This window comes from Pseudomonas sp. IT-93MI4 (genome assembly GCF_949767635.1).
GTDB lineage: Bacteria > Pseudomonadota > Gammaproteobacteria > Pseudomonadales > Pseudomonadaceae > Aquipseudomonas > Aquipseudomonas putida_A.
The window spans coordinates 217,549-241,162 of record NZ_CATKPP010000056.1 but is presented as its reverse complement, the minus strand read 5'-3'; the positions used below and the strand labels follow the sequence as shown (position 1 = coordinate 241,162).

Sequence of the window (23,614 nt, the reverse complement as noted above, 5' to 3'; positions counted from 1 at the left end):
AGATGTTGTTGGGCGATTCAATGACCGAAGTGCTGGTCGGGCACTTGAACGCCACCATCGTCGGCACGATCGATGACTTCGTAAAACAGGCCCAAGGCAAACTTTCGGGCATTCTTGCCGATGCCGGGAACTTGGGGGCAAGCGCGGTAAAAGAAATTGCGAAAGGGCTTGAAGCCGTCGTCAACGGCAAGCTCGACGCAAAAGGCGATGCGCGCCGCGGGTCAGAAAATCACTGCTGCCGGCAATCAATTGCTTAGCGATCCCAAGGCGGCCATCAGCAATATCTTTGGGGCTGCATTTAGCGCCTACAAAGCCGTAGGTAAAGGAGTTGCCAATAGCGCAGCGAAAAACCTTCTGCCGGACCAGGCTAAAAAACTGGTGATGACGCACACCGGCACATTGAGAGCGATGGGGCCAGAAATCAAAACCCAACTGAGTAAGTTGGTTGATCCGGGAACGCGACACTCCGTCGGTTGGTTGTTGCAAAGGCTCAGCGGCGCTGTGGTGACTTGGCGTAAACGCCGAGGACATGGACAGAGCGCTAGTGTTAAACCTAATGCCACCAGTAAGGCGCAGAGCAGAGCAGGTGAAGGCCGGCTCGAAGCCAGCAGCCGTCAGGCTCCTGCGAATGCTAACGCCAAACCGCCAGGCAGCTTGGGATGAGCCGCTCGACGGTAGGCTTTCTATGAGCTCGCTCCCCTACCACCGAAAACTAGGGGAATGGTGCTCAGGGCAATCAGGTATCCCTACCCCGTTTTTTAGCTTCGGTTATCGGTGGCCCTATCAGACTGAAGAGCTTGTAGCAGGTAAATTTCCAGAGCGGAAACGTTAGCTCAGCTACCCCACTTATACTGAAGAGGTTGTCAGGTTTGCCTGGGCCCAGTTCTCAGCGGTCGTGAGTTGAATCGACTGCTGCTCGTTGAAGGTGCCTGCTTTAGGCCATGACACACCTTTGCCCTGAGCAAATACGGCACGGTACTTCTTGATGTGATGGGTGGGGTCTTTTTCCAATTCTTGGAGCAGGTACGGAACAGTCCACACGTTTCGTTTGAACGGGCGACCCAGCACACGTTCAAGGAGGCTGGCGACCTCTCCGTACGTCACAGTGTCTCCAGATAGATAAACAATTTCATTGCGAAAGCGGGGTTCGAAGAAAACGATTTCCGCTGTCAAGGCGCCGATGTCGTCTGGAGTCGTAAGCGTCACGCTGGTTTCGAGACTGCCTAGTGCGTTCACGGTGTCGTTTTCGAAATCGACCACCTCGAATACAGGCTCGAACAAAAAGCTGGTGAACATACCAGTCGAGATGATTACCCATTCAGTTTTATCCTGGGCGCGAAGCAATTCGCGAACATCAAGCTGAGCATCGAACAGATCCTGAGGACTGCCCCGACCGATTGCCTCGAAGTCGGCACCAAACTGCCACGGGAAGTAGCGCTTCACACCTGACTTCAGAGCAGCGGTAGCCAGTTTCATCGGGGTTTCCCGGCCTGCAACCATGCCTGCACAGCCGATTACGGTATCGTAACGTGCGAATACTTCCGCCAACTGATCGATTGAGTCATTCACGAGGTCTGCGGCTACCATCTGGATGCCTAGGGCCCGAAGCTCATCGATTTCAACCTTTTTCTCAGGAATTTGAGTGTTGATGGTCGAGTCCCTGAGGAGGACGCTGATTGTGGAACCTGGCGCACGCTTTGCTACCCGCGCCAGGTTGCGCAAAACCGGCAGTCCAAGCTCACCGGCGCCTAGAACGAGAATGGATTGGGGGGAAAGCTGGGTCACTTCGGTCATGATTTCTCCTGAGCCCTGTTGCCTGTAAGATGAACAAATGCTTGCACGATTAGGCAACGCTTGTAAGAAGGCACACCGGTGATACCAGACAAAGAAATGTCCAGTCAGGAGGCTCTCAGCCAAGCTGAGACAATCTGCCGAACGCTTAGAGAAGACGATGATGGCGTCAGAAGGGAAGTGCTTGCTCACGCAGGCAGCCGCTGGTCATTAGGCATTCTGCATGCCCTAGGGGTGTACGGCACAATGCGCCATGCCGAAATAAAACGGCAGATGACCGGAGTGACTCAGCGGATGTTGACTAAGACATTGCGCGCCATGGAGCGGGATGGCTTAGTGAATCGGCGGGAGTTTGATGAAATTCCACCACGTGTCGAGTATGAGCTCACGCCGCTAGGCATGGAACTATTGATCCGCATGTCCCCCATCTGGACGTGGGTTGTCGAAAACGTTGAGGATTTCCGCAAGGCGCGGCGTAATTTCGACAATCAGAATGATAAAAAGCCTGTATGGCAAATACCCACGTCGACACCATTAGGCTCAGAAGCGTCTGACTGATTTACTCGCAGCGTACTAGAAGCCCGGTGCTGAGGAATAGCGTAGTAATTAATCAATCGCACTGACGCTCTTTATTGGGCCATCAGCATGACCATGCATTGCACATAGTGACACCAGCACAGGCGACGCCTGCGCTGGCTGTTAATGTTGGGCCCCAATGCTGCTGCTCAGTCGACACTAAAAGGCCAAAGCATCGAAAAAATCAATAGTCTGATTTATTGCCAATAAATTGACTCGATTAGTCTCAGCAGGGTTATCTTCGCAGATGAAGCTGTGTCCTACTTCCTCATATATATAAAAAAGATTTGGCACACCCACACGATCAAGCGCGTCCTTCATTTGCACGCTTTGGAGATATGGAACCTTCCGATCCTTTTTCCCGGCTAAAATCAGCATCGGCGAAGTTCGAGATGTGGGGTGAAAAGCGGGACTGGCTGAGCGAAAACGAGCAGTGCGATCCTGGCCAGGCTCTGCCCCTATAAGCCTCCACTCCGGCGCATCATCTGGAATGTCAATTCCCAGCTGTAGCGCTTGATCACCGAGAGTGGTGAAGTCGAAAACTCCATACCAAGCCGCTACGCCATGAACGCTTGCCGTGACCGGACAATGCTGATCCTGACTACTTACCGATTCAGTTGGATTGCCCAGCGAGGCAGCCAACTGAGCTCCGGCTGACACGCCCCAAGCGTAGACCCTTTGCGGATCTATACCGAATGCATCAGCTTGGTTCAGCAGAAAACTGACAGCAGTTCGAACATCGTCGATTTGCGCTGGCCATTTCGCCTCTGAGCTAAGTCGGTAATTCACCGCTGCGACGACATAACCTCTGCTCGCAATATCGCCCAATAATCTCGGAAAGTCAGTGAAAACACCGCATCGGTGACTGTCACCACGCCTCCAACCTCCTCCGTGGATATAGATCAGCAGGGGTAACTGCCTTGGGTGAGGCTGCCCTTTCTTCAACGGGGAGTAGAGGTCGAGCGTCAGGGGACGGTAGCCATCAACTCTATGATATTGCAGCCCCCCAAGAAGCGTAACGCCGCTCGCAAGCACTGTCTCCATCACAGGGAAAAGATCTTTATAGACCATTGAAGGCTCAGTCACGGGGTTCAGCCAAGTTGTTGATCTGAGCAATTAGATTCATCCTCGGGTAGCGGAGATTGCCAATTGAGGCGGCCATAGCAGAGACGTCCAAGAACGGCATAGGCTCATGAGAGAGGTTATCGCCTCATTCAGCCAGTGCAGATCTGGTTTTTTTCATGAGGATTCAAGCGGGCATGGCGACATGGGCGTCGAACTCGCCACTGTCACCAAGAGCCTTAGCTACGAATCCACTTCGCAATTGGCGGTTAACGAAGCCCTGGACATACTCCGCCGCAATATCGCGGCCTTTAGGCACTGCCAGTGCCTGACGGATTTCTGTGAAGTTATCCATTAACACCCTCACGCCAGTAGTCGACTTGGCGAAACGCTCCAATGGTTGGCGAACACCAGCGGCTGCATCCAGGCCCAACTCCAGGAAGGTGTGGACAGCTTCAGACGAGGTTTCCGCTCGGACGAGGTTAGCATTCTTGAGTGTGCGGGACAGGAACAAGTCGTAGGCGGCACCCTTTCCTACGGCGATACGGTTTCCGCCTGTATCCAGAGCAGAGGCTCGATGGAATTTGCTATCGGTCTTCACAAGATAGGTTCCGTCGATACAAACGTAGGGGTTCGAGAACGCGATTTTCTCGGCCCGAACTGGCTCGATTGCCAGAAATGCAAGATCCCAAGCCTGTTCTTCTAAAGCAGCGAACACCTTGCCGGCAGCATCGTACGTCGCCATCGAAATTTGGATGCCAAGCTCATCGGCAAGGGCCTTTGCCAACGCAACTGACACTCCGGAAAGAACTCCAGTTTGCTCATCTCGCTTCGCCAAGACAGGATTGCCAAGGTTAATGGCCACCCGCAGTGTCCCGTGAGGAGCCAAATCCCTACACACGTTGGCAAGTTCAAATTTCACGATCGCTCGCTCCTTTCCGCTTCTGACTGGCTAGCGCCTGCCCCTTTCCAATGGATAATCATTTTTCCGATAATCAAAATCATGAGCGCACCTAATGCTCCAGCGGCGTAATGAGACCATGTCGGCACTGCCGGCACGCTAATGTCGGTGATCGCCATCCTACCCGCGATCCAGCCCAGCAGTGCCGCTCCCAGCGTGATGACTATCGGGTACCGATCCATGAAGTGCAGCACCAACTTGCTGCCCCAAATGATGATGGGAATGCTGATGACGATGCCGAAGATCACGAGTTCCAGTTGGCCGTTGGATGCTCCCGCCACAGCAACGACGTTATCCAGGCTCATCACCGCGTCGGCGACGATGATCGTTTTGATTGCCCCCAGAAGCTTGGGGCTCGCAGCCAAGTTGTCGTGAGCGTCCTCGCCTTCGGGAACGATCAGTTTGATCCCGATCCACAGAAGGAGCACGGCGCCAACTAGCTTTAGGTACGGCAGCTCCAGCAATTGCAGAGCGAAGAAGATCATGGCGATCCGGAGAAGGATCGCCCCCAACGCGCCACCAATGATGGCGCGATTGCGCTGAGCTTCTGGGAGCTTGCGGCAAGCCAGCGCGATGACCACCGCGTTGTCGCCACCCAGCAAAATATCGATGGCGATGATTTGCATCACCGCCAGCCAGAACCCTGGCGAGTTTATGAGTTCGATCAAAATGAGCTCTCCAAGCCAGGGGGCCGGTTAATCAGACAGTTTTGAAGATCATGCAGACCGGGCTGCCGGTCTTGATCACCTGACCGTTCGAGGTAAGCACCCCGGAAGCCTGATCAACATCAAAGCCGACAATGGTGTCTGTCTCTTCGTTGGCGACAAACAGACGCGTGCCATCCGGCGTCAGGTTCATGAAGCGAGGCTTACGTCCTTGAGACGAAGTGTGAGCCTTGGCAGCAAATGCCCCACTCTCTTCCAGCGCGAAAGTCGTCACACTGTCATGGCCCCGGTTCGACACGTAGAGGTATTTTCCAGACGGCGCCATCACGATGGCCGCGGCACGGCTATTGCCTGTGAAGTTCGACGGCAGAGTGGAGACAATTTCCTGAGGCTTTAGCGAGCCTTGCTCAGGATCGTAGGCGTACCCGGTGACGCTGCTGTCGAGTTCGTTTACGACGTAAGCGCTCTTCCCTACCGGCGTAAATACCACGTGGCGCGGGCCCGAGCCTTCGCGTGCTTTGACCATGCTGACCTGGGTGGCGCCATATTTCGCGTTGTTCTGCTGCACCCGGTAGACGAAGACGCCATCCAATCCTTTGTCGGGAATGACCAAGAATCGTCCGGACGGATCGAAAGGAATCATGTGTGGATGAGAGCTGCTTTGCTCCACTTTATGCGGCCCAGGCTCGCCAGGCAGCGACTCCAGATGAGCCAGCGCGCCGAGGCTACCATCATCCTGAATCGGGAAGATCGCAAAACCGCCAGTGGCATAGTTCGCAACAGCCAGGAACTTACCGGAAGGATCGACGCTGAGATGAACGGGGTTCTTGCCTTGGGTGCCAACTGTATTGAGCTTGGTCAGCTCACCGCTCTTCGCATCAATAGCGAACGAGCTCACCTCGCTGAGATCACCATGTACGCAGTAAAGATGAGTCTGCGAGTGGTCGAAGGTCAGAAACGATGGATTCACAAGATCATTGAGCGCCTGAACCAACGTGCACGCACCCGTTTCAGGCGCATAACGGTATACAGTAATGCCTACGCCACGGGCATTGCGCTCTTTGGTTGTGCGTGATCCAACATAAGCAAACCGAGGGGTATGCGACCGTTTGTTATTGGTCATCTTGCTTTTATCACTGGTAGCAGCAGCGTGTGCCGGGAGGGTGAAGCCACCAGCCAATACACCGCCTGCCGCGAGCGCAGAAAGCTGAATGAATTGGCGGCGGAGCATCGAGTGACGCGGGAATTCGGATGAACTCATGGTGTGGTTCTCTGTTGTTTTTATTATTGATCAGGGTTGTGCTCATGCCGGACGGAAGCCGACATGAGCACGGGCTGGATCAGAGGACTTCAGGAATCCGTACCCAGCCCTCCATCAGCCGGCGAGCACTGCGGCTCATCACAGCCTTGTCCACACTCCAGGCACCGTCCTCCAGCACAGTTTTTGCGCCTACTGCCACACTGCCAGCGGTATGCCCCATACGAACTTGACGATCCCCGATGTCACCCACGATACGATTCACCAGCGTGCCGTCGAGAGCTGCCGCGACGGCGACAGCGACTGCACCCGTACCCGTAATCGCATGGTGAAGTTTGCCCATCGACAAGATCCGGGCGATCACATCGATATCACCAGGCTCAACGAGCTTGCCGCCTGCCGCCTGATAGGCCTGAGGCTTGGCCACGAAGCACAGCTTCGGCGTGTGCGGACGCAGACGAGTTGCCTCTTCGGCGGTGGCGGCCAGTCCCATGGCAACGGTGCAGTGGGCACGGATGGTTTCGCAGCGTGCCAGCAGCTCAGCATCCCCATTGACCTGATCCTGAGTTTCGGTGCCCTTCAGGCCCACTCGGTCAGCTTCAACGAAGATGGTAGGGTTACCAGCGTTCAACAACGTGACGGGCATATTGCCAATGCCTGGAATATTTAGTTCGTCGATGGCGTTACCCGTCGGCAGGATGCTGCCCCCCGAGCCGCCTGGTTTAAGAAACTCCAGCACGACTTCAGCAGCGGGGAACGCCACACCGTCGAGCACGAAATCACCTTCTTCCAGAACCTCGCCGTTGCGCATAGGCACATGCGCGATGATGCGTTTCTGGATATTGGCCTGCCATATACGGACGACGGCGATGCCATCGCGAGGCGCATCTACCAGACCTTCAGAGATGGCGTATGGGCCGACAGCCGAGCTCAGGTTGCCGCAGTTGCCCGACCAGTCGATCACTGGCGTCTCGATGGCCGGAGCCCCGAACAGGTAATCCACGTCACAATCTTCGCGACTAGATTTACCGATGATCACCACCTTGCTGGTACTGGAGGTCGCACCACCCACCCCGTCGATCTGCTTGCCGTACACATCCGGGCTACCGATCACGCGGAGCAGGATGGCATCTCGCTCTTGGCCTGCAGGCGGCAGATCCTTGTCGAGAAAGAACACACCCTTGCTGGAGCCGCCACGCATGTAAACGGCTGGAATACGTCTTTGAGTCATTTGATATCTCCTGCGACAAATCAGCGGCACATCAGTTAGCGGATGCGTTCTTCATGCTTTCGATCAGCAACTGCGGCAACAGACCACCATTGCGGAAGTAACGAACGTCCTCGAAGGTATCCAGACGACTCACCACAGTGACGCGCTCGGTTTCGCCGTTTTCGCGCTCGATCACCAGAGTGACCTTGGCGCCTGGCTGGAAGTCATCGGTGATGCCTTCCACGCTGAACGTTTCGCGGCCATTCAGACCCAGGCTTTGGCGCGAGACACCCTGCTCGAACTGCAGCGGAAGAATGCCGAGACCCGCCAGGTTGGTACGGTGGATACGCTCGAAGCTCTCAGCTACTACCACGCGCACACCCAACAGGCGTGGGCCTTTAGCCGCCCAGTCACGAGACGAACCACTGCCATATTCTTTGCCGGCGACAACGATCAGGGACTGCTTGCGATCTGCGTAGATCTCGGCAGCCTGAAAGATCGTGGTGACCTCTTTCTCAGGCAGCAGCAGCGTCCATGGGCCTTCACGACCATCTTCGAGCAACTCGTTCTTGAGGCGCGGGCTGGCGAAGGTGGCGCGCTGCGCAGCCTCGTGGTTGCCGCGACGTGTGCCATAGGAGTTGAAGTCAGGCACCGCGATGCCGTGCGATTGCAGGTATTGGCCCGCATCGCTTTCCGGCAGGATCGCACCCGATGGAGAAATGTGGTCGGTGGTGATGTTGTCCGACAGCATGGCGAGGACGCGCATGTTGCTCAAGTCTTTGCTGATGTCAGTGGCCGTCACCGCATCGCTCCAGTAGGGAGGTTTGCGAATGTAGGTGCTGTTCGCTTGCCATGCGTATTGGTCGCTGACACCGGCGCGCAGGTCGCTGGCAATCAGTCCGGCTTCGCGCGGGACGTCTTCGTACGCCTTGTCGAACAGGTCGGCGGTGAGGTTTTCAGTCTCGATTGAGGTGAGTTCCTCGTCGCTTGGCCACAGCTCGTGCAGGTAAACAGGCACACCGTTGTCATCCACGCCCAGCGCGTCTTTTTCCGGATCGATCAGATAGGTACCGGCGATGGCGTAAGCAACGATCAGCGGCGGCGACATGATGAAAACTTCGCGAGCCAGCGGATGAACACGGCCTTCGAAGTTACGGTTGCCCGAGGTCGCAGCCACGGTTTCCAGCTTGCGGGTGCGGATCTCCTCTTCGATCTCAGGGCTCAGCAATGGCCCCGACATACCGTTACAAGTGGTACAGCCGTAACCGACCAGGTTGAAGCCCAGTGCATCCAGATCATTGTTCAGACCCGAACGCTCCAGGTAACCAGCAACCACCATCGAACCTGGCGCAAACGAAGTTTTTACCCATGGAGCGCGCTTCAGACCACGCTTGCGGGCGTTGCGTGCTACCAGACCAGCGGCGATCACACCACGGGGGTTGGAGGTGTTGGTGCAACTGGTGATTGCAGCCAATACGACCGAACCATTGTCCAGGCCAGTTGGTAGATTGGTTGCCGGTGCCTTCTGACCCAGCACGATACGCTGGTGAGGCTGTTTCGGGCCGGCGATGGAACGCTCCACGGTGCCGAGATCCAGGGTTACAACGCGGTTGTATTCAACCGCGCCGAGGCTGTCATGCCACAGGCCTTGAGCACGAGCATAGGCTTCAGTCAGCCCCGAGATCTGACCGCCACGACCGGTAATGCGCAGGTAATGCAGCGTGCGGTCGTCGATGGCAAACATGGCAGCGGTAGCGCCGAACTCAGGCGCCATGTTCGACAGGGTGCCTCGGTCAGCAAGAGACAACTGTGGAACACCTGGGCCGAAGAACTCCAGGAAGGAGCCGATCACGCCAGCCTTACGCAGCAGCTCGGTCAGAGCCAATGCGATGTCCGTTGCCAGGTAGCCTTGGGGCAAGGTGCCTTCCAGACGCACACCGACAATTTCAGGCAGACGAAGCATCAGGGATTTACCCAGCATAGCTGCCTCAGCCTCGATACCACCGACACCCCAACCCAGCACGCCGATGGCATTGATCATGGTGGTGTGGCTGTCGGTGCCGACCAGCGTATCCGGGAACGCCCACAGCTCACCATCACGGCGCTGAGTGCCAATTACGGTAGTCAAGCGTTCCAAGTTGATCTGATGAAGGATGCCTTTGCCCGAAGGGATGATCGACAAATTGCTGAACGCCTTGTTGCACCAGTCCAGAAACTGGAAACGTTCGGCGTTGCGCTCACGCTCAATGGCTTCGTTATCGGCGAGTGCACTGGCGTCACCCCAACGCTCTACGTTGAGCGAATGATCCACTACCAAGTGGGTCGGTGTAACAGGGTTAACCAGCCTCGGGTTGCCGCCTTGAGCAGCGACGGCATCGCGCAGACCCGCGAGGTCGACCAGCGCCGGCGTACCGAGCAGATCCTGCAGAACGACGCGAGCTGGACGGAAAGGAATGTCGAATTCTTTAGAGCGGGCGCAGATGACTTTGAGCGCGGCTTCAGGGTCAGCCTCTCCACGCAAAACGTTCTCGGCAAGGATTCGCAAGCTGTAGGGCAGCTTCGCGTAATCACCACCCAGGTCGGTCACGACCCCCCGGATGTCGCTGACACGGTACTCGATTCCGTTGGCGGAAACGATTTGACCCTTTGACTTAGGCATTGACTATTCCTCACAAACAACACGGGTAACGTTCTTGTGGGACGCATATTGCACTTTGTGATGATATAGGTCAATGTTGGGTCATCCGATTCATCTTGTTTGAGTGTCGGACGTACCCAACCAACGATTTCTACTGCGCATGCTCGCTCCTTCGACGTAGCGCCCAGTCAGGTACGGTAGAAAAAATAAAGATAAGAAAAATCGAGGCCCGCCATGATCAAGCTCTTTTGCCCCCGCTCCCCCACCACTCCCATTTGGATCGAGCCGGTCTCGACCTGAGACCTATTGCGCTATCCAGGCCATATGGCCGACCAGAGCCACATAGATCTGAAAAATGGGAGTTCGACCGTGCTAACAGTCCTTGGCTTTTCAATGGTTATCTGTTTCATGTACTTGATCATGACGAAGCGCCTTTCTGCGCTCATCGCGTTGATCTTGATACCTATCGTTTTCGCGCTGATCGGAGGCCATTACGTAGGCCTCGGTGCCATGATGCTCGACGGCGTCAAAACACTTGCTCCAACCGGCGTGATGCTGACCTTCTCGATTCTCTACTTCGGCATAATGATCGACGCTGGGCTGTTCGACGGGCTCGTCCGCTTCATCTTGAAAGTGGTGAAAGGCGACCCTCTCAAGGTCTCGGTAGGCACTGCGGTGCTGACGATGCTGGTGTCGCTGGATGGTGACAGCTCGACTACCTACATGATTGCCTGCGCTGCATTCCTGCCGCTGTATCAGCGACTGGGGATGAGCGTGCTGGGCATGACATGCCTGGTGAACATTGCCAGCGGGATCATGAATATCTCGCCGTGGGGTGGGCCAACTGCTCGCGCAGCAGCAGCGCTGCATGTGGATGCAATGGAGATTTTCCTGCCCATGATTCCTGGCATGCTGCTAGGTTGCGCCTGCCTCATCTTTACTGCCGTAGTCATTGGGCGCAAAGAGCGTGCGCGCATTGGCATTCTTGATATGGACGGTCTTCATCCCGGCCCTGTGTCGCTGGGCAATGGATCAGCAGAGCAATGTGATGAAAATCGTCGTCCGAAAATGTTTTGGCCGAATTTGATCTTGACACTAGGCCTCATCACTTGCCTGATCATTGGCGCAATGCCTATCCAGATCCTGTTCATGGTCGGCTTCGCCATTGCCATCATGCTCAACTACCCGAACATTGAGCAGCAAAAAGCACGTATTGCCGCTCATGCGACGAATGTGTTGGCCGTTACAGCAGTCATTTTTGCTGCGGGCATTTTCACGGGGATCCTTTCCGGAACCGGCATGGTGGACTCAATGGCGAAAAGCTTGCTGCATGTAATCCCACCAAGCTTCGGCCCGTTCCTGGCTGTCTTCACCGCCCTCGTTAGCCTGCCGTTTACATTCTTCATGTCTAACGACGCGTTCTACTTTGGCATCCTTCCGGTGATCGCACAGACTGCAGCCCAATACGGGATAACTCCACTGGAAATCGCGCGGGCTTCGGTTGTGGGTCAACCCGTCCACCTACTCAGCCCGCTGGTGCCATCACTCTATCTGCTCGTTGCCTTGGCCAAAGTAGATCTCGGAGATCATCAACGCTTCGCGCTCAAATGGGCTATTTTGGCCAGCCTCGGCCTGTTGGTGGGCGGCCTTCTGTTTGGGGCATTTCCCTTCTATCAGGTTCGGTAAGCCCCGCTGGACGTCATAATTGAGGCGGAGGCCAAACGGTCTCTGCCACAGCGTAAAATGACGCGCTAGAATGGGCTTTCTTCGGTTCAGATCTCTGTGGTTTCCGACCTAATGCCTCTAAGCCCGCTGCAAGCACGCATCGCGCGTGACATCGTTTCCCACGTCCGACGTGAACGCTTCCCTGTTGGCCATCATCTGGTTGAATCACAGCTAGCGAACACACTGAATGTGTCGCGCACGCCTGTGAAGTTTGCCCTGGGCCATTTGGTTGAAAAGGGTATGCTGACCTACGACCGCAACAGGGGATTTTTCCTCGCGCGATCCAGTGACGACTTGAGCGACCTTGTCTCTGAAGTCATGGAGAAGAGCGACGATCCTCTGTACCTGACGCTTGCAGAACTTCGCCTCAGTCGGCAGCTTCCTGAACTGTTTACCGAGATCGAATTCATGCGGCAGTTCGATGTGTCCAGAGCAGCTCTGAGGGCCGTGCTGTCTCGGATGCAGCAAGAAGGGTGGGTTGAACAGCGTGCAGGCCAAGGGTGGCGTCTGCTTCCCATGATCGACTCTGTTGAGGCTTACGAAGAAAGCTACTCCTTCCGAGCGACCGTCGAACCTTCTGGCCTTTTGTCACCGACTTTTCAGATTGATCGCGAGACGTTGGCGGCATGTCGTAAGCAGCAGGAATTCATCGCGAACGGCGGCTACCTGACCATGACGCCTCAGGAGCTTTTTGAGGCCAATTCCCAGTTCCACGAGACATTGGCAGCGTGCTCGGGTAACCGTTTCCTGCAGCAGACTGTCCGCCGTCTCGACCAGTTACGACGCCTGGTGGAATACCGCCAGGCCAGCGCACGCACACCCCGTAAAGGCCAAGCGGAAGAGCACTTAGCGATTCTCGATTGCCTGGAACGTGGCGACCGCTTGGCTGCTGCTGACCAGATGCGGCGCCACCTTGAACAAGCTCGCCGACACAAAGTCGATCCTGCTTTGTTTGAATAAGATTTCCACTCCCTAGCCCCTAGAGCATTGACGCGATCAACCTGGTCGCATGCGCTCACTCCTGGCGCTTGGACGACGCTCTGCCAGCTAGCGGTATCGTCGTAGTCCCATAACGCGCTGATTGACTTATATTTCCATATAAAACATTCGAACTAAGACATCCGAGTGCGCGCTTTCGTGTCATTTTGCACCCAGCTCGATCACGCTGTTAGACGAGGTCGACCTCAAGTTTTGTAACCGTCCGGCAAACATATCTTCCTCGAACGACTGCTAAAGGCCATGGTTTCCACCTAATTTAAGTAGACACCATCTCTGGCCCAGAGAGCGGATTTCCCATGATCCATGGCGACCCGCAACATGTCGCTCATGTGACGGTACAGGCTGTTCGATGCAGCCAGGCCGGCATACAAAAGCCTCTCTCTGGTGCAAAGGCATGAGTAACCTACCGACTGATCGGACATAGACGCGCCCCACATCCCAAAATACGCATTAAGGCTTTTATTGAGTGGCCAAGTGCTATCCTGCCAATCTCCACCTGCCGTCTCACTGGGAGCATGACGTCGGCCAGTGAAACTGAGCAAAACCGATACGTTCCGCATGTCGACGCTCGCTGCTCACCAAGGCCTTTGACTCGCTATGACTTCAGATTACGGCAAAACCTGTTTTCACAGCATGCAAGGAGTGCAAGATGCAGTACGTGGCTTGTTTACGAGTTGGTCAGAATGACGTTAAGGCGCTGATAAATCTGGAAGACCACAGGCGGGAAGTAGTGGCTCCGCTGTTGGACATGCGAGGTGACGACGACAGACACCTTCAAACATTCCTAGCGAGTTGGACTGAGCATCCTTTTTTCCTGGACGTTTCAAGAATAGCTAAGGACGTTGGTGAAGAATTCATTACTACCAATGACCTGCACAATCCTCATGGCGCGTTTGAGAACAAACGTCGCTTCTTTTCCGATGTGGCAGCCATCAACCAGAATGTTATACCGGTGGTCTCCTGGGTTGATGACGATCCCCAACGAGCAGTCATCCAAAGTGCACTTGCTCTCCAGGGCGATTTCCCCCATATAGCCATAAGGGTTACCTGCCCGGAAAACCCCACCTCGACTTCGTGGAGCAGATTGCTATCAATCCTGGATGCTCTTGAACGCCCGGACACCGCGACGGTGATTTTAGACTTCGGTGCCACCGCTCCGGCCAACACCGCCTCAGGGTCAGATTTCAACGTATCCCTGAGACAACTGAACAGCTATCAGATACGAAATCTGATCCTCATGAGCACTTCCTTCCCTATCGATAAGCCGGCTTCAAACACTTCACGTTCCTCCGCCTGTTACGACGTTGCGTGGCAAGCAAGGGTCGATACCAGTGGCATAGAGTTGGATATCGTCTACGGGGATTACGCCGCCACCAATCCGACCGCCTCGATGGAATACATACGAGGCATGCCTGTGCTTCCTTTTGCCTGCTATTACACGCCAACAGAATGGTGGCAACGACGCAAAGGTTCGGACAAGGAGTTTGTACGGTACGTTGAAATCGCCCAAGAAATCAGAGGCCTGCCGGGTTACCACGGTGATGACTTTTGCTGGGCTACTCGTGAGTACAGCAGAATTGTCGCCACATCTACAGGTTACGGGAACAATGGCACATGGAATGGGTACAGGATCAATCAGCATATCTGCGCCATGATCGAGTCCATCGTAGATACGGATAACAGTTTCGATGACTTTGATGCCGACGACTTACTCTAGCGAGCGATAGCGTTGTTTCAAGCTTGCTAGTACATGCGATCTGATCACGTTCATGGGGAGGGCGTCGCATAGCTGGCGACGCACCTCTTTTATGAGGTTGCGACTTTTCGTTGGCACCCCATACTGGGCCGCGAGTGCGTCCAACTCGCTACGCCACAAGAATCCCGTAAGGTGAAATTTATCCTGGAGCTTGTTGGGCTTCGCCCTTCGAATCATCGCCATGCCCGAATAGTCATCGACTACGAGCACTCCAACATGCGGTAGACAGGACTCAAGAGCCTTCACCAAGTGCTTCGAATGGCAGCATAGCCAGACTTCGTCAAAGCATGCCATATAGGCCTGCTGCTGGCCTTCCCAGCGAGCCAAGGTATCAGCATGCGATTTGATTTCGAACGCGGTTAGCTTTCCATTGGCGTGAACGAGATCGGCGCGTCTGGCCTTATCAATGAAGCACAGCTCCTCGATGAAAACGTCACTCTCTTCATGGGACATCGCTTTCGCGACCCACTGCTTGAGGATTGGGCGGATTTCGGTTGGATTCAGCATGCGCGGATTATAGACAGACAGTTGAGGCTTCTCACGCTAAAAAAGCATCCGGTCGTCTAAGGCCACAGAGCCCGCATCTGTATGATAGCCATCTTGCACGAAGTGGGGATGCGCCCGGTAGAAGCTTGGTGGGTTCATTCCGATGCGGCTAGAAATTGGCATTTAGAGCGACGCCCGAGGCTAGAACCCAGTACTCAGCTCAGTAGCCCTGAAAATCGCTCTTCAGAAAGTCCCGCAGCGACAACGGCTTCGGCTTTTATCAGCGCACCATCGGAACATGTCGGCTTGTCCAGGCCTATCAGCGCGCTGGTGCTGTACAGCGTGGTATAAGCGGCGCCCGCTAACACTGGGCAAGTGGTCTGAATACACGGGGAGTCGATTACGCGATCGACTTTTCCATCCGGCGCATAACGCACCACCCTGCTGCCGCCCCATTCGGCATTCCAGAGAAACCCCTGCGCATCAATGCAAGAGCCATCTGGAGCGCCTTGACCGTCAACCGTCGTGAACACACGCTGGTTTTCCAGTGAGGGGTAATCGCAGCAGAAAATACGTCCCTGCAGGGAGTCCGCGTAATACAGAGTGAAGCCGTCCGGGCTGAAACAGATGCTATTCGGGATCGCCACTGCGGGAATGTCCAACGTTTCTGTTTCGAGCGTCGACGCATTGAGGCGGTGAAATCTGCCGATGGTTTGCACCTGCTCACTGGCGTCCATCGTGCTGAACACAAAGTTGCCCATACGGTCGCAGCGGCCATCATTGATTCGGGTTCCGGGTACACCAGGCGTGACTGCAATTCTGCTGAAACGGCCTGTGCTCAGCTGATAGTAGCCCAGGCAGGATGCCAGTCCCATTAGCAATACGTCTTCGTCTGCCGTGAGGGCAAATGAGCCTAGCGACTCGGGCAGCGGCCAGCACTGCACTTCACCGCTTACGAGATCTATAGCACGTAACTCGCAGCTTGGAATGTCCGTCCAGAACAGGCGTTCGGTTCTTTCACACCAGACAGGGCACTCGCCAAGCATGCTGGTGGTGTCGGTTAGAGTTTTAAACATGGTTGCTTCCTACGAAACAGAATGGGGTAAACAAGGTAGTCAGTTGGAGAAAAGCGCTGACCAACGGTCACCGAACAACGCGATAGCCAAACCTGCGAGCATCACCACCGTCCCGACCAACTTGATGGAAGACACCGGCCTCTCCAATGCCCCCATCAATCCGAAGTGATCGATCGCCAGTGACGAAATGATCTGCCCAGCGATAGCGAGGCCAAGCAGTGCTGACAGACCGATTTTCGGTGCCAGCACTACATAACTGAGCAACGCGCTGGCACCCAGCAAACCACCCAACAGGCTCCACCAAGGCTGTGCAGGTATGGCCGCCAGTGAGGCTGCTATCCCCCCGCGCATCAATGAAAAAATGCCCAGGCATACCGCGCCAGCAGTAAAAGAGAACAGCGCCGCCGCTACGGAGTCTCCACCCACACCTTTAGCGAGTTGGCCATTCAGTGTGGTCTGCAGGGTGATGCCAAGCCCCGCGCAGATGGCCAGCAGGTAGTAGGCTGCATTCATCTCACACCTCCTTACTTGGCTGACTCAAGCGGCAGGAATTTCTCGGCAAAGATATCCGGCTGATAGCCTGCAGCAGCAAACAGATGCTCACGGGACTCGTTGATCGCCGCACGCAGCCTTTCGCTATCCACACCTAAAACCTTGCCACCGCGCTTGACGATACGCCCGCCAATCATGACGGTGTCGACATTGCTGCGCTCTGCCGCATGTACCACGGTACCGAAGGCATTGCCTGACGGATAAAGGTTGATGTCCCGCGCGTTTATCAGGATCAGGTCAGCCTGCTTGCCGGGACTCAGGCTGCCGATTTTGTCCTGTAAACCGGCACAGACCGCGCCGTCGACGGTGGCGGATTTGAGCAAACCATGGGCGGGCAGGGTCACCACCGGATGATGGTCTTCACCGCAGCAGCGCTGGTGGTGCATGCCCATGACGCGCTGCAGGTAGAACGCCACCCGCATCTCCATGAACATGTCACCGCTGTAGGAGGTTTCGTTATCGACACTCAGGCCTGGACTGATACCGTGACGTTGGGCCGACTGCATGGCGAACATTCCATCTTCAATGCCGTAGTGGGCATCTGAACGCGGGCATACGTTGACCCGAACGCCAGCCTCGCGAAGGATTTTCCAGCCGGCGTCCGGCAGCGCGGTGCAGTGGTTGAAGATGTTGTCGGAACGCAGCAGCCCCTCGCGATGCAATCCTTCCAACTCAGCCGCCATGTCACCGCCAAAGAACTCGGTGATGATAGGCAGCCCTAGGCGTCGGGCCTCAGCCCACAGCTCAGGCTCCAACTGCGCCATCACCGCCAGAGAGAGCAGCGGGTTGTCGCCTTTCTTGATGTATTTTTCCTGCAGACGCTCAAGATTGCCCGGCCAGTGGGCTTTGTCCCACTCACCCGCAACCGGCGCCCCCGAGGCGTGTACGGCGCGTATGCCTGCATCGAGCAGCGCTTCGACAGCGGCATCGGAGTGCTCACCCGTGCGGCTGTTATGCGAGTTGTCCACCAAGGTCGTTATACCGGCATCGATGCAGCCCAATGCGCTCAGGAGGTTGCCGATATACATGTCCGCCGGGCGATAGTATTTGGCGAACGAGAAGTGGGTTGCGTTGCAGTAGTCCTCCAGGGTTGCGGCGTTCGGATTTATTCGCCGTAGTTGTCCCTCCCAGGAGTGACGGTGGGTATCGACCATGCCCGGCATAGCGATCATGCCGGATGCCTCAATCACGACAGAGTCGCCGGCTTCGAGATTTTCACCGATTGCCGTGATGGTGGTGCCTTCGATAAGAATATCGCCACGCGCCAGATTGCCGATGTCGCCATCCATGCTCAGTACAGTGGCGCCGCGGATAAGTGTGCGTGCGGCCGGAGCGACTGGGGCCTGCACAATGCTGCGGTTGTATTCAGCCATTTCAGTACACCTCTTCCAATTTCGTTGGAAGAAATGTACGCAAGGCGATACTGCGGGAAAAAGATGATTAAACTGTTTTTATTATTCAAGAATGACGAATAATAATGCTTTCCCCGGTCACTGCTTTGAGGCTGCTAACAGTCATGGATCGTATTCAAGCGATGCAGGTATTCGTCCGTGTGGCTGAGGCAGGAAGCTTTATCCAGGCGGCGCAGACGCTCTCTTTGCCGGCCTCGACGGTTACCAGCACCGTCAAGAATCTTGAGAAGTACCTGCAGGTGCGCTTGCTCAACAGAACCACGCGGCGGGTTAGTCTGACGCCTGAGGGCGCACAGTATCTGGCGCAATGCCGGGAAATATTGGAGCTGATAGAACACACAGAGACTAGTCTGACGGATTCCGTAAAACGGCCACAGGGACGTTTGCGGGTTGATATGCCGGGCGGCATTGCACACTTCATCGTCATGCCAAATCTGCAAGCTTTTTACATGCGCTACCCAGATATCTACCTAATGATCGGCGTCAGCGATCGGCAGGTTGACCTTGTTCAAGAGGGTGTAGATTGCGTCATTCGCACAGGCGAGCTCGACGATTCAACGCTTGTTGCGCGCCCCCTTGGCCGATTTCGCTGGGTGACCTGTGCATCTGTTGCCTATCTCGAAGAAAACGGTACTCCGCAAACACCACTGGATTTGTCACACCACCGGGCCATCCATTACTTTTCGGGCCACGCAAGGCACGCGGGCGAAATGCGCTTCGCCAGTGGCTCTGAAAAGCTCTCGGTTCAGGTGAACGGAACAACAGCCGTCAACGAGACTGGGCTCTACATAAAATTGTGCCTTGAAGGCTTTGGGCTGGCGCAACTCGCCGAGAACGTGGTTTCCGAGCACCTGCGAGAAGGGCGGTTGGTGGAAGTACTTGCTGACTGGCAACCGGCTTCGATTCCTGTGCACCTGTTATACCCGCATCAGCGCTTTCTTTCGCCAGCCGTGAGCGCATTCGCTGACTGGATCTCCGAGCTCGTTCGTGACGGGGATTCAGCCTGAGTTCAGTGGCTGCAGGGCTGAACAAACAGGCTCGAATATTCAGCTGGTGCGCCAATAGCGACGAGTAGCCAAGCGCAGCGAAGTGCTCGGCGGCCAGTGTGGCGAACGTATTGTTTAGTTCTCCCTTGGAGATGAGAAATGGCTTGGCACCGTTGATGATCAGTACGTTGCTCGCGAGGCTTAATCACCGACGATGAGGATCGTGATAGGGCCGCTCGGTGGCGATCGACACGTATTTGCCATGTTTGCTGGCCTAGCTGTGTTGCATGGGCGTGCTTCTGTAATGAGTGGGTTCGAGTTGAACATTGCGCCCGGCCAGCATGCCGGTGGATGCGCCGGCAACGGCGATTGCCGCTGTGATCAACAGCGGTGCTGTCCAGCCATCAGTCCAGTCGTGCAGTTGGCCCAGTAGCAATGGGCCTGTGGCCGCCATCAGATAACCCACACACTGCGCCATTCCTGATAGTGCCGCCGTGTCGCCGGCATTTTTTGTACGCAAGCCAATGAACGTCAGGCCAAGCATCATGCTAGCGCCAGAGCCGAAGCCCAGGAAAGCTGCCCACAACATGGCGTAGCTTGGTGCGTAAATGAGCCCGATCAAAGATGAGGCGGTTAACAGGCTAACGGTAGCGGCTGCCAGTTTCTGGTCTTTGAGACGGCGAAGCGTGGCCGCCAGAATCAAGCCGGGAATGGCGGTGGTCAATTGCAGCGTGCCGTGTACCATGCCAGCTTGCTCCGGGGATATACCATGATCCATCAGCATGGTCGGCAGCCAGCCTACGGCGACGTAAAAAGGCATCGCGTTCAGGCCCATAAACAGTGTGACCTGCCACGCCAGCGGTGAACTCCAGACGTTCACGGTTGCCGCTTGTTTGGGGCCGGACAGAACAATATGTTCGTGTTTTTTCAACTGGGGTAGCCACACAATCAGCGCCAACAGCGGGGCTGCTATCAACAAACTCAGGGCAATCGGCCATCCCCATGATTGGGTCAGCGGAATGATAACGGCGGAACCGGCAGCACCTGCTGCCCCCATCGTGATGGAGTAAGCGCCCGTCACAGACGCCATCTTCGTCGAGAAGTCGCGTTTGATCAGGCCAGGCAATAGCACGTTGCCCAGTGCGATCCCGGTGCCTATCAATACCGTACCGGCATACAACGCCCATGCGCTGCCTGCCGAGCGCAGCAGGATGCCTGCTGAAATGACCAACAGTGCACCGAAAAGCGTGCGTTCAATGCCGAACCTGCGGGCAACCGAAGCGCTAAGCGGGGAAAAGGCGGCAAAAGCCAGAAGTGGTAGTGAAGTAAGCAGGCCTAGAGCTGAGGCGCTTAAGCCAAAGTCATTCTGAATGAGCGGTAAAACAGGGGCGATGCCCGTAAAGGGAGCGCGTAGGTTTACGGCAATGAGCAGAATGCCCGCGACGAGCGCGATGGCATGCCACTTGTTTTTTGTATCTGACATATTCTGTAGCTGTCCTCTGAAAAGAAGACCACTGTAGAGAGCTTCAGAATTATCTAATATAGATATCAAGACACCTGATACCTAAATTATGCCAAGCTCAAAAAATGTCGTTACCTCGCCGGAAGATTTCGATTCAAATCTCTTCGCTCAGGCTGCGATTGCGCTCAAGGTTGCGCCTGCCCCCAATGATTCGGTTGCCCGCGCCCATGATCATCGAAAAGGCCAGCTAGTCCTGTCTTTGCACGGAGCGGTGAGCTGTGAGGTGCAGAACGCACTTTGGCTTGTGCCTCCCCAACATGCGGTATGGATTCCCGGCGGCACGCCGCACAGTTGCCGCATGACCGAAAACGCCCGCACTTGTTTTTTGTTTGTTGAACCCGATGCAGCAGAGATGCCTGACGCCTGCTGTACGGTTGCCATTACCCCCATTGTCCGCGAGATGATCCTTCACCTCGCAGAGCAGGAACCCTCCTGTCTTTGCGAGGGTAAAACTGCGCGGCTGGTTGCAGTACTGCTTGAGCAGCTTTCCGATGCTCCGCTGAAAGAGCTGCATTTGCCGATATCCGACCACCCCAAGATCAAACAAATCGCGGATACGCTCTTTGCAGACCCCGGTGACCGAACCACGTTGCGCGAGTGGGCCAATCGGCTTGCAACGAGTGAGCGAACGCTAGCCAGACTTGTGGAAAGTACGACTGGGCTGAGCTTCGGACGCTGGCGCCAGCAACTGCATCTGATGATCGCACTGAGTCATCTGGCAGAAGGCGTATCCGTGCAGCATGTGGCAGGCATCCTGGGCTATGACTCTGTTAACGCCTTTATCACGATGTTCAAGAAAGCTTTGGGAAAACCGCCCACTCTGTACTTTTCCTCTCTGCGATAGTGCTTTGCTTGTTAAATATCCGACCCATTGAGTCGTCGAGCCACCTGCACGATTCTGGGGATCACCCCCTGCTCAGCTTCTCCATCTGGAGTCCTCGTCGCAGACACCCACTGACCATCGGCATCACTAAATTCTGTAAAATGGGAAAGTGCGGTTCTGACACGGCCAGTCGTGAAGTGAGAATGGAGCCATCAAATAGTTAAGGATTGCTGACATGTCACGTTTCAAGGGCCGCCGCCTCAGGCAATACAGGTCGAGTTCGACCATCATAAAGATTTCAACATAGCTCACCCGACCATAGGCCTGTAATCCTAGGGATTGGTGAAGGCACCAGCCAGTTGCTACAACAGCCTGGCGGGAATATCCACCTCAGTGCGGGCACCTATGCCAAGAGCATGGGTACAAATGCTCTGAAGTGTGAACGGTGCGACGCAACAGTAATTCATTTCAATTCCTTCACTCGGGGCTGCTACTACAAAACCTCTAAGGTTCGGGCCTGCTTCCGCCCGCAAGCGAATGGAACGCATGGCCCCAACTGTCGTTTCGGTGTTGATAAGCAAATCGTTGAGCTCGCCAGCACCTCTAACTGCCTGGTCGAAAGCGTCCAGAAAAACCGCTTCCGCATGCGTCGGTCGCGGTGACAGAAGAGTTGAAAGCAAATGCTAGACGACTCAAGAAAGATGACGGTGGTGAGACATCCTCTACTGCCATCTGAACCTACACACCATCATCCAATCGGTTGTCCTCCTATATCAATACCGCACAAAGCGTCCTCAGACTGCGCGCAATGTGCGACGAAGACGCTGACATCGACGAGCACCTAGAACCAGTGTTTGCAGGCAATACCGTTGGCTGGAATCAGTTCTACTTCGACCATGCCCGGCAAATGGAGGCCCACTACGCCGTCTCAAAGAGTTCGACTCAATACCCGATCGCGATCCAAGGACGCGTGGGTAAGATCAAGCGGCGTGTCAACGGCGATACCACGCTCAATGTCATGAATCTCGAACGACTCAGGGTGACCCAGGATCCCAACGAACCCCACATATGGTATTAGCCTAGAAGTGGGTGTATGGGCGGCCTAGGCAAGCTGGTTTGATGGGCTAAGCGAAAACGACGAGTTCATAAAATCTGTCTGTGGAAAGCACCTCCCCCGGCCCGGAGCAAGGCCACCAAGGCGGGGTCTCTTGCATTACCGAATTGGCAAGTGCGTCAGTGTGCCGTGCCGGTTTCGCCAGGGTGGGCAGTCGCTTCTATTTTCTACCAATTGGTGGTCCCAAATGGGATGTCGGTGAGCTGCATGGGATTATCTCGGACGAGGGCGGGGTGGAATCGTACCAAGGTAACAAGGAAGCCAATAGATACAGATCCGGTTGATTTCATCAATGCTCGAGGGAAGTTGTTGCTCTCCCGTCGATTTACGTCCGTGTCCGCCCCCCCTTGACTGGCCGCTTCGGCCGATAGCTGCCGCTCACGAACGGCGGCTTTCGGCCAAAAGCGGACACTCAAAGATGCTAACGAAGCCAGGGAACGCAATCCTCCTGGACGCCAGTAGGATCCCTGGGCAGGAATGCGTTTTCTCCACTACCTACCTATCATCGCCTTCTCGGCTCTGATGGCCAGCTATGCCTAACTGTGGCTGATTATACCGACGTCTCTTTTAAATGATTTGGCTTAAACCAGTAATTACAGGTCATGGCAATCAACGCATCACTTAGAGCAAATGGCTTCTTCGCCGGCCTTTTGGAGTCAGAATTGTTGCTCGCTGCATCGCTCGAGTTACGGCTACTGGTACAAAAGGAAATAAATGAGAAAACAAAGAATGAACTGAGACAAAGATTTCTTTGGTTCGTGGTGGTGATTGCTGAACCCACTTTGGGATTTCGAATAGATAAGGCGTTCTCGATATTAATGGGACTGACTGAGATGAGCGCCTTAATGTCCGTAAAAGCAATTTTAAGAAAGGGCGAACTCTGTCCTATGGAAAACTTCCTCTTCTCCACATCTAAAGCAGGTTGCCTGTCGCCGCACTACAGTATTTCCATACTTAATGTGAGCGACATGACGGCTTGAGAGAGCACCGGTTCAGTTCAAC

General features: G+C 55.2%; 21 protein-coding genes. 9 read left to right on the top strand and 12 right to left on the bottom strand.

All coding sequences use genetic code 11. From position 1 onward, the window contains the following. The first annotated feature begins 20 nt into the window (after window positions 1–20). Entirely contained in the window at window positions 21–257 is a 237-nt protein-coding gene (locus ACM6I7_RS23920) for a hypothetical protein (RefSeq protein ID WP_226939984.1), read from the top strand. Continuing rightward, window positions 208–663, top strand: coding sequence for a hypothetical protein (locus tag ACM6I7_RS23915; protein ID WP_226939985.1), 456 nt, complete (start codon window positions 208–210; stop codon window positions 661–663). The genes ACM6I7_RS23920 and ACM6I7_RS23915 overlap by 50 nt, the downstream gene beginning before the upstream one ends. 183 nt (window positions 664–846) lie before the next feature. Here ACM6I7_RS23915 and ACM6I7_RS23910 read toward each other — a convergent pair whose 3' ends face one another. Continuing rightward, on the bottom strand, window positions 847–1,794 hold the full coding sequence (locus ACM6I7_RS23910; RefSeq protein ID WP_027614501.1) for an aromatic alcohol reductase: 948 nt from the start codon (window positions 1,792–1,794) through the stop codon (window positions 847–849). A gap of 96 nt (window positions 1,795–1,890) precedes the next feature. Between ACM6I7_RS23910 and ACM6I7_RS23905 the strand changes: the two genes are divergently transcribed. Continuing rightward, a complete protein-coding gene (locus ACM6I7_RS23905; protein ID WP_027614500.1) occupies window positions 1,891–2,349 on the top strand; it encodes a winged helix-turn-helix transcriptional regulator in 459 nt (152 codons plus the stop codon). Window positions 2,350–2,526: 177 nt separating this feature from the next. Here ACM6I7_RS23905 and ACM6I7_RS23900 read toward each other — a convergent pair whose 3' ends face one another. The 6 genes from ACM6I7_RS23900 to ACM6I7_RS23875 form a co-directional block, all read right to left on the bottom strand. Then, the gene (locus ACM6I7_RS23900; protein WP_065899395.1) at window positions 2,527–3,438 is read right to left on the bottom strand and encodes an alpha/beta hydrolase; all 912 of its coding nucleotides are present in this window, start codon (window positions 3,436–3,438) and stop codon (window positions 2,527–2,529) included. Between the two features lie 178 nt (window positions 3,439–3,616). Continuing rightward, window positions 3,617–4,351, bottom strand: coding sequence for a transporter substrate-binding domain-containing protein (locus ACM6I7_RS23895; RefSeq protein WP_027614498.1), 735 nt, complete (start codon window positions 4,349–4,351; stop codon window positions 3,617–3,619). Next, a complete protein-coding gene (locus ACM6I7_RS23890; RefSeq protein ID WP_027614497.1) occupies window positions 4,348–5,058 on the bottom strand; it encodes a TerC family protein in 711 nt (236 codons plus the stop codon). The genes ACM6I7_RS23895 and ACM6I7_RS23890 overlap by 4 nt, the downstream gene beginning before the upstream one ends. A gap of 31 nt (window positions 5,059–5,089) precedes the next feature. Further along, window positions 5,090–6,316: a lactonase family protein gene (locus ACM6I7_RS23885; protein WP_226939986.1), complete on the bottom strand. Its 1,227-nt coding sequence runs from the start codon at window positions 6,314–6,316 to the stop codon at window positions 5,090–5,092. A 79-nt stretch (window positions 6,317–6,395) separates the two neighbouring features. After that, entirely contained in the window at window positions 6,396–7,544 is a 1,149-nt protein-coding gene (gene prpF, locus ACM6I7_RS23880) for a 2-methylaconitate cis-trans isomerase PrpF (RefSeq protein ID WP_027614494.1), read from the bottom strand. 31 nt (window positions 7,545–7,575) lie between these two features. Then, on the bottom strand, window positions 7,576–10,182 hold the full coding sequence (locus ACM6I7_RS23875; protein ID WP_027614493.1) for an aconitate hydratase: 2,607 nt from the start codon (window positions 10,180–10,182) through the stop codon (window positions 7,576–7,578). 348 nt (window positions 10,183–10,530) lie between these two features. Here ACM6I7_RS23875 and ACM6I7_RS23870 point away from each other — a divergent pair, with 348 nt between their 5' ends. The 3 genes from ACM6I7_RS23870 to ACM6I7_RS23860 all read left to right on the top strand — a co-directional run bounded on the left by ACM6I7_RS23870 (window position 10,531) and on the right by ACM6I7_RS23860 (window position 14,602). Continuing rightward, entirely contained in the window at window positions 10,531–11,847 is a 1,317-nt protein-coding gene (locus ACM6I7_RS23870; RefSeq protein ID WP_139055263.1) for a CitMHS family transporter, read from the top strand. A gap of 111 nt (window positions 11,848–11,958) precedes the next feature. Then, window positions 11,959–12,846: a GntR family transcriptional regulator gene (locus tag ACM6I7_RS23865; protein WP_027614492.1), complete on the top strand. Its 888-nt coding sequence runs from the start codon at window positions 11,959–11,961 to the stop codon at window positions 12,844–12,846. Window positions 12,847–13,534: 688 nt separating this feature from the next. Further along, on the top strand, window positions 13,535–14,602 hold the full coding sequence (locus ACM6I7_RS23860) for a beta family protein (protein WP_027614491.1): 1,068 nt from the start codon (window positions 13,535–13,537) through the stop codon (window positions 14,600–14,602). Here the strand turns inward: ACM6I7_RS23860 and ACM6I7_RS23855 are convergent. The 4 genes from ACM6I7_RS23855 to ACM6I7_RS23840 all read right to left on the bottom strand — a co-directional run bounded on the left by ACM6I7_RS23855 (window position 14,594) and on the right by ACM6I7_RS23840 (window position 18,128). Then, window positions 14,594–15,148, bottom strand: coding sequence for a sce7726 family protein (locus ACM6I7_RS23855; protein WP_027614490.1), 555 nt, complete (start codon window positions 15,146–15,148; stop codon window positions 14,594–14,596). The genes ACM6I7_RS23860 and ACM6I7_RS23855 overlap by 9 nt on opposite strands. Window positions 15,149–15,342: 194 nt before the next feature. After that, complete coding sequence (locus ACM6I7_RS23850) at window positions 15,343–16,203, bottom strand: SMP-30/gluconolactonase/LRE family protein (protein ID WP_027614489.1); 861 nt, start codon at window positions 16,201–16,203, stop codon at window positions 15,343–15,345. Between the two features lie 39 nt (window positions 16,204–16,242). Continuing rightward, window positions 16,243–16,716 carry a DMT family transporter gene (locus tag ACM6I7_RS23845; protein WP_027614488.1) on the bottom strand — a complete coding sequence of 158 codons (474 nt, stop codon included), beginning with the start codon at window positions 16,714–16,716 and terminating at the stop codon, window positions 16,243–16,245. Between the two features lie 11 nt (window positions 16,717–16,727). Further along, window positions 16,728–18,128 (bottom strand): amidohydrolase family protein, encoded by a 1,401-nt coding sequence (locus ACM6I7_RS23840; protein WP_027614487.1) that lies wholly within the window; start codon window positions 18,126–18,128, stop codon window positions 16,728–16,730. Window positions 18,129–18,271: 143 nt separating this feature from the next. Here ACM6I7_RS23840 and ACM6I7_RS23835 point away from each other — a divergent pair, with 143 nt between their 5' ends. Continuing rightward, window positions 18,272–19,174: a LysR family transcriptional regulator gene (locus ACM6I7_RS23835; RefSeq protein WP_027614486.1), complete on the top strand. Its 903-nt coding sequence runs from the start codon at window positions 18,272–18,274 to the stop codon at window positions 19,172–19,174. A 253-nt stretch (window positions 19,175–19,427) separates the two neighbouring features. Here ACM6I7_RS23835 and ACM6I7_RS23830 read toward each other — a convergent pair whose 3' ends face one another. Continuing rightward, window positions 19,428–20,636, bottom strand: a complete 1,209-nt coding sequence (locus ACM6I7_RS23830; protein WP_027614485.1) for an MFS transporter — start codon at window positions 20,634–20,636, stop codon at window positions 19,428–19,430. 88 nt (window positions 20,637–20,724) lie between these two features. Between ACM6I7_RS23830 and ACM6I7_RS23825 the strand changes: the two genes are divergently transcribed. Continuing rightward, window positions 20,725–21,519, top strand: a complete 795-nt coding sequence (locus tag ACM6I7_RS23825) for an AraC family transcriptional regulator (RefSeq protein ID WP_049827964.1) — start codon at window positions 20,725–20,727, stop codon at window positions 21,517–21,519. Window positions 21,520–23,214: 1,695 nt separating this feature from the next. Beyond that, a complete protein-coding gene (locus ACM6I7_RS23820) occupies window positions 23,215–23,592 on the top strand; it encodes a hypothetical protein (RefSeq protein ID WP_027614482.1) in 378 nt (125 codons plus the stop codon). Window positions 23,593–23,614: the final 22 nt, after the last annotated feature.

Bases quoted from the DNA above. Each gene is read 5' to 3' on its own strand.
- ACM6I7_RS23915 (WP_226939985.1), top strand. From the start codon at position 208: ATGCGCGCCGCGGGTCAGAAAATCACTGCTGCCGGCAATCAATTGCTT.
- ACM6I7_RS23920 (WP_226939984.1), top strand. From the start codon at position 21: ATGACCGAAGTGCTGGTCGGGCACTTGAACGCCACCATCGTCGGCACG.
- ACM6I7_RS23835 (WP_027614486.1), top strand. From the start codon at position 18,272: ATGGATCGTATTCAAGCGATGCAGGTATTCGTCCGTGTGGCTGAGGCA.
- ACM6I7_RS23830 (WP_027614485.1), bottom strand. From the start codon at position 20,636: ATGTCAGATACAAAAAACAAGTGGCATGCCATCGCGCTCGTCGCGGGC.
- ACM6I7_RS23860 (WP_027614491.1), top strand. From the start codon at position 13,535: ATGCAGTACGTGGCTTGTTTACGAGTTGGTCAGAATGACGTTAAGGCG.
- ACM6I7_RS23900 (WP_065899395.1), bottom strand. From the start codon at position 3,438: ATGGTCTATAAAGATCTTTTCCCTGTGATGGAGACAGTGCTTGCGAGC.
- ACM6I7_RS23845 (WP_027614488.1), bottom strand. From the start codon at position 16,716: ATGAATGCAGCCTACTACCTGCTGGCCATCTGCGCGGGGCTTGGCATC.
- ACM6I7_RS23840 (WP_027614487.1), bottom strand. From the start codon at position 18,128: ATGGCTGAATACAACCGCAGCATTGTGCAGGCCCCAGTCGCTCCGGCC.
- ACM6I7_RS23905 (WP_027614500.1), top strand. From the start codon at position 1,891: ATGTCCAGTCAGGAGGCTCTCAGCCAAGCTGAGACAATCTGCCGAACG.
- ACM6I7_RS23910 (WP_027614501.1), bottom strand. From the start codon at position 1,794: ATGACCGAAGTGACCCAGCTTTCCCCCCAATCCATTCTCGTTCTAGGC.
- ACM6I7_RS23865 (WP_027614492.1), top strand. From the start codon at position 11,959: ATGCCTCTAAGCCCGCTGCAAGCACGCATCGCGCGTGACATCGTTTCC.
- ACM6I7_RS23875 (WP_027614493.1), bottom strand. From the start codon at position 10,182: ATGCCTAAGTCAAAGGGTCAAATCGTTTCCGCCAACGGAATCGAGTAC.
- prpF (WP_027614494.1), bottom strand. From the start codon at position 7,544: ATGACTCAAAGACGTATTCCAGCCGTTTACATGCGTGGCGGCTCCAGC.
- ACM6I7_RS23855 (WP_027614490.1), bottom strand. From the start codon at position 15,148: ATGCTGAATCCAACCGAAATCCGCCCAATCCTCAAGCAGTGGGTCGCG.
- ACM6I7_RS23885 (WP_226939986.1), bottom strand. From the start codon at position 6,316: ATGAGTTCATCCGAATTCCCGCGTCACTCGATGCTCCGCCGCCAATTC.
- ACM6I7_RS23850 (WP_027614489.1), bottom strand. From the start codon at position 16,203: ATGTTTAAAACTCTAACCGACACCACCAGCATGCTTGGCGAGTGCCCT.
- ACM6I7_RS23820 (WP_027614482.1), top strand. From the start codon at position 23,215: ATGGCAATCAACGCATCACTTAGAGCAAATGGCTTCTTCGCCGGCCTT.
- ACM6I7_RS23825 (WP_049827964.1), top strand. From the start codon at position 20,725: ATGCCAAGCTCAAAAAATGTCGTTACCTCGCCGGAAGATTTCGATTCA.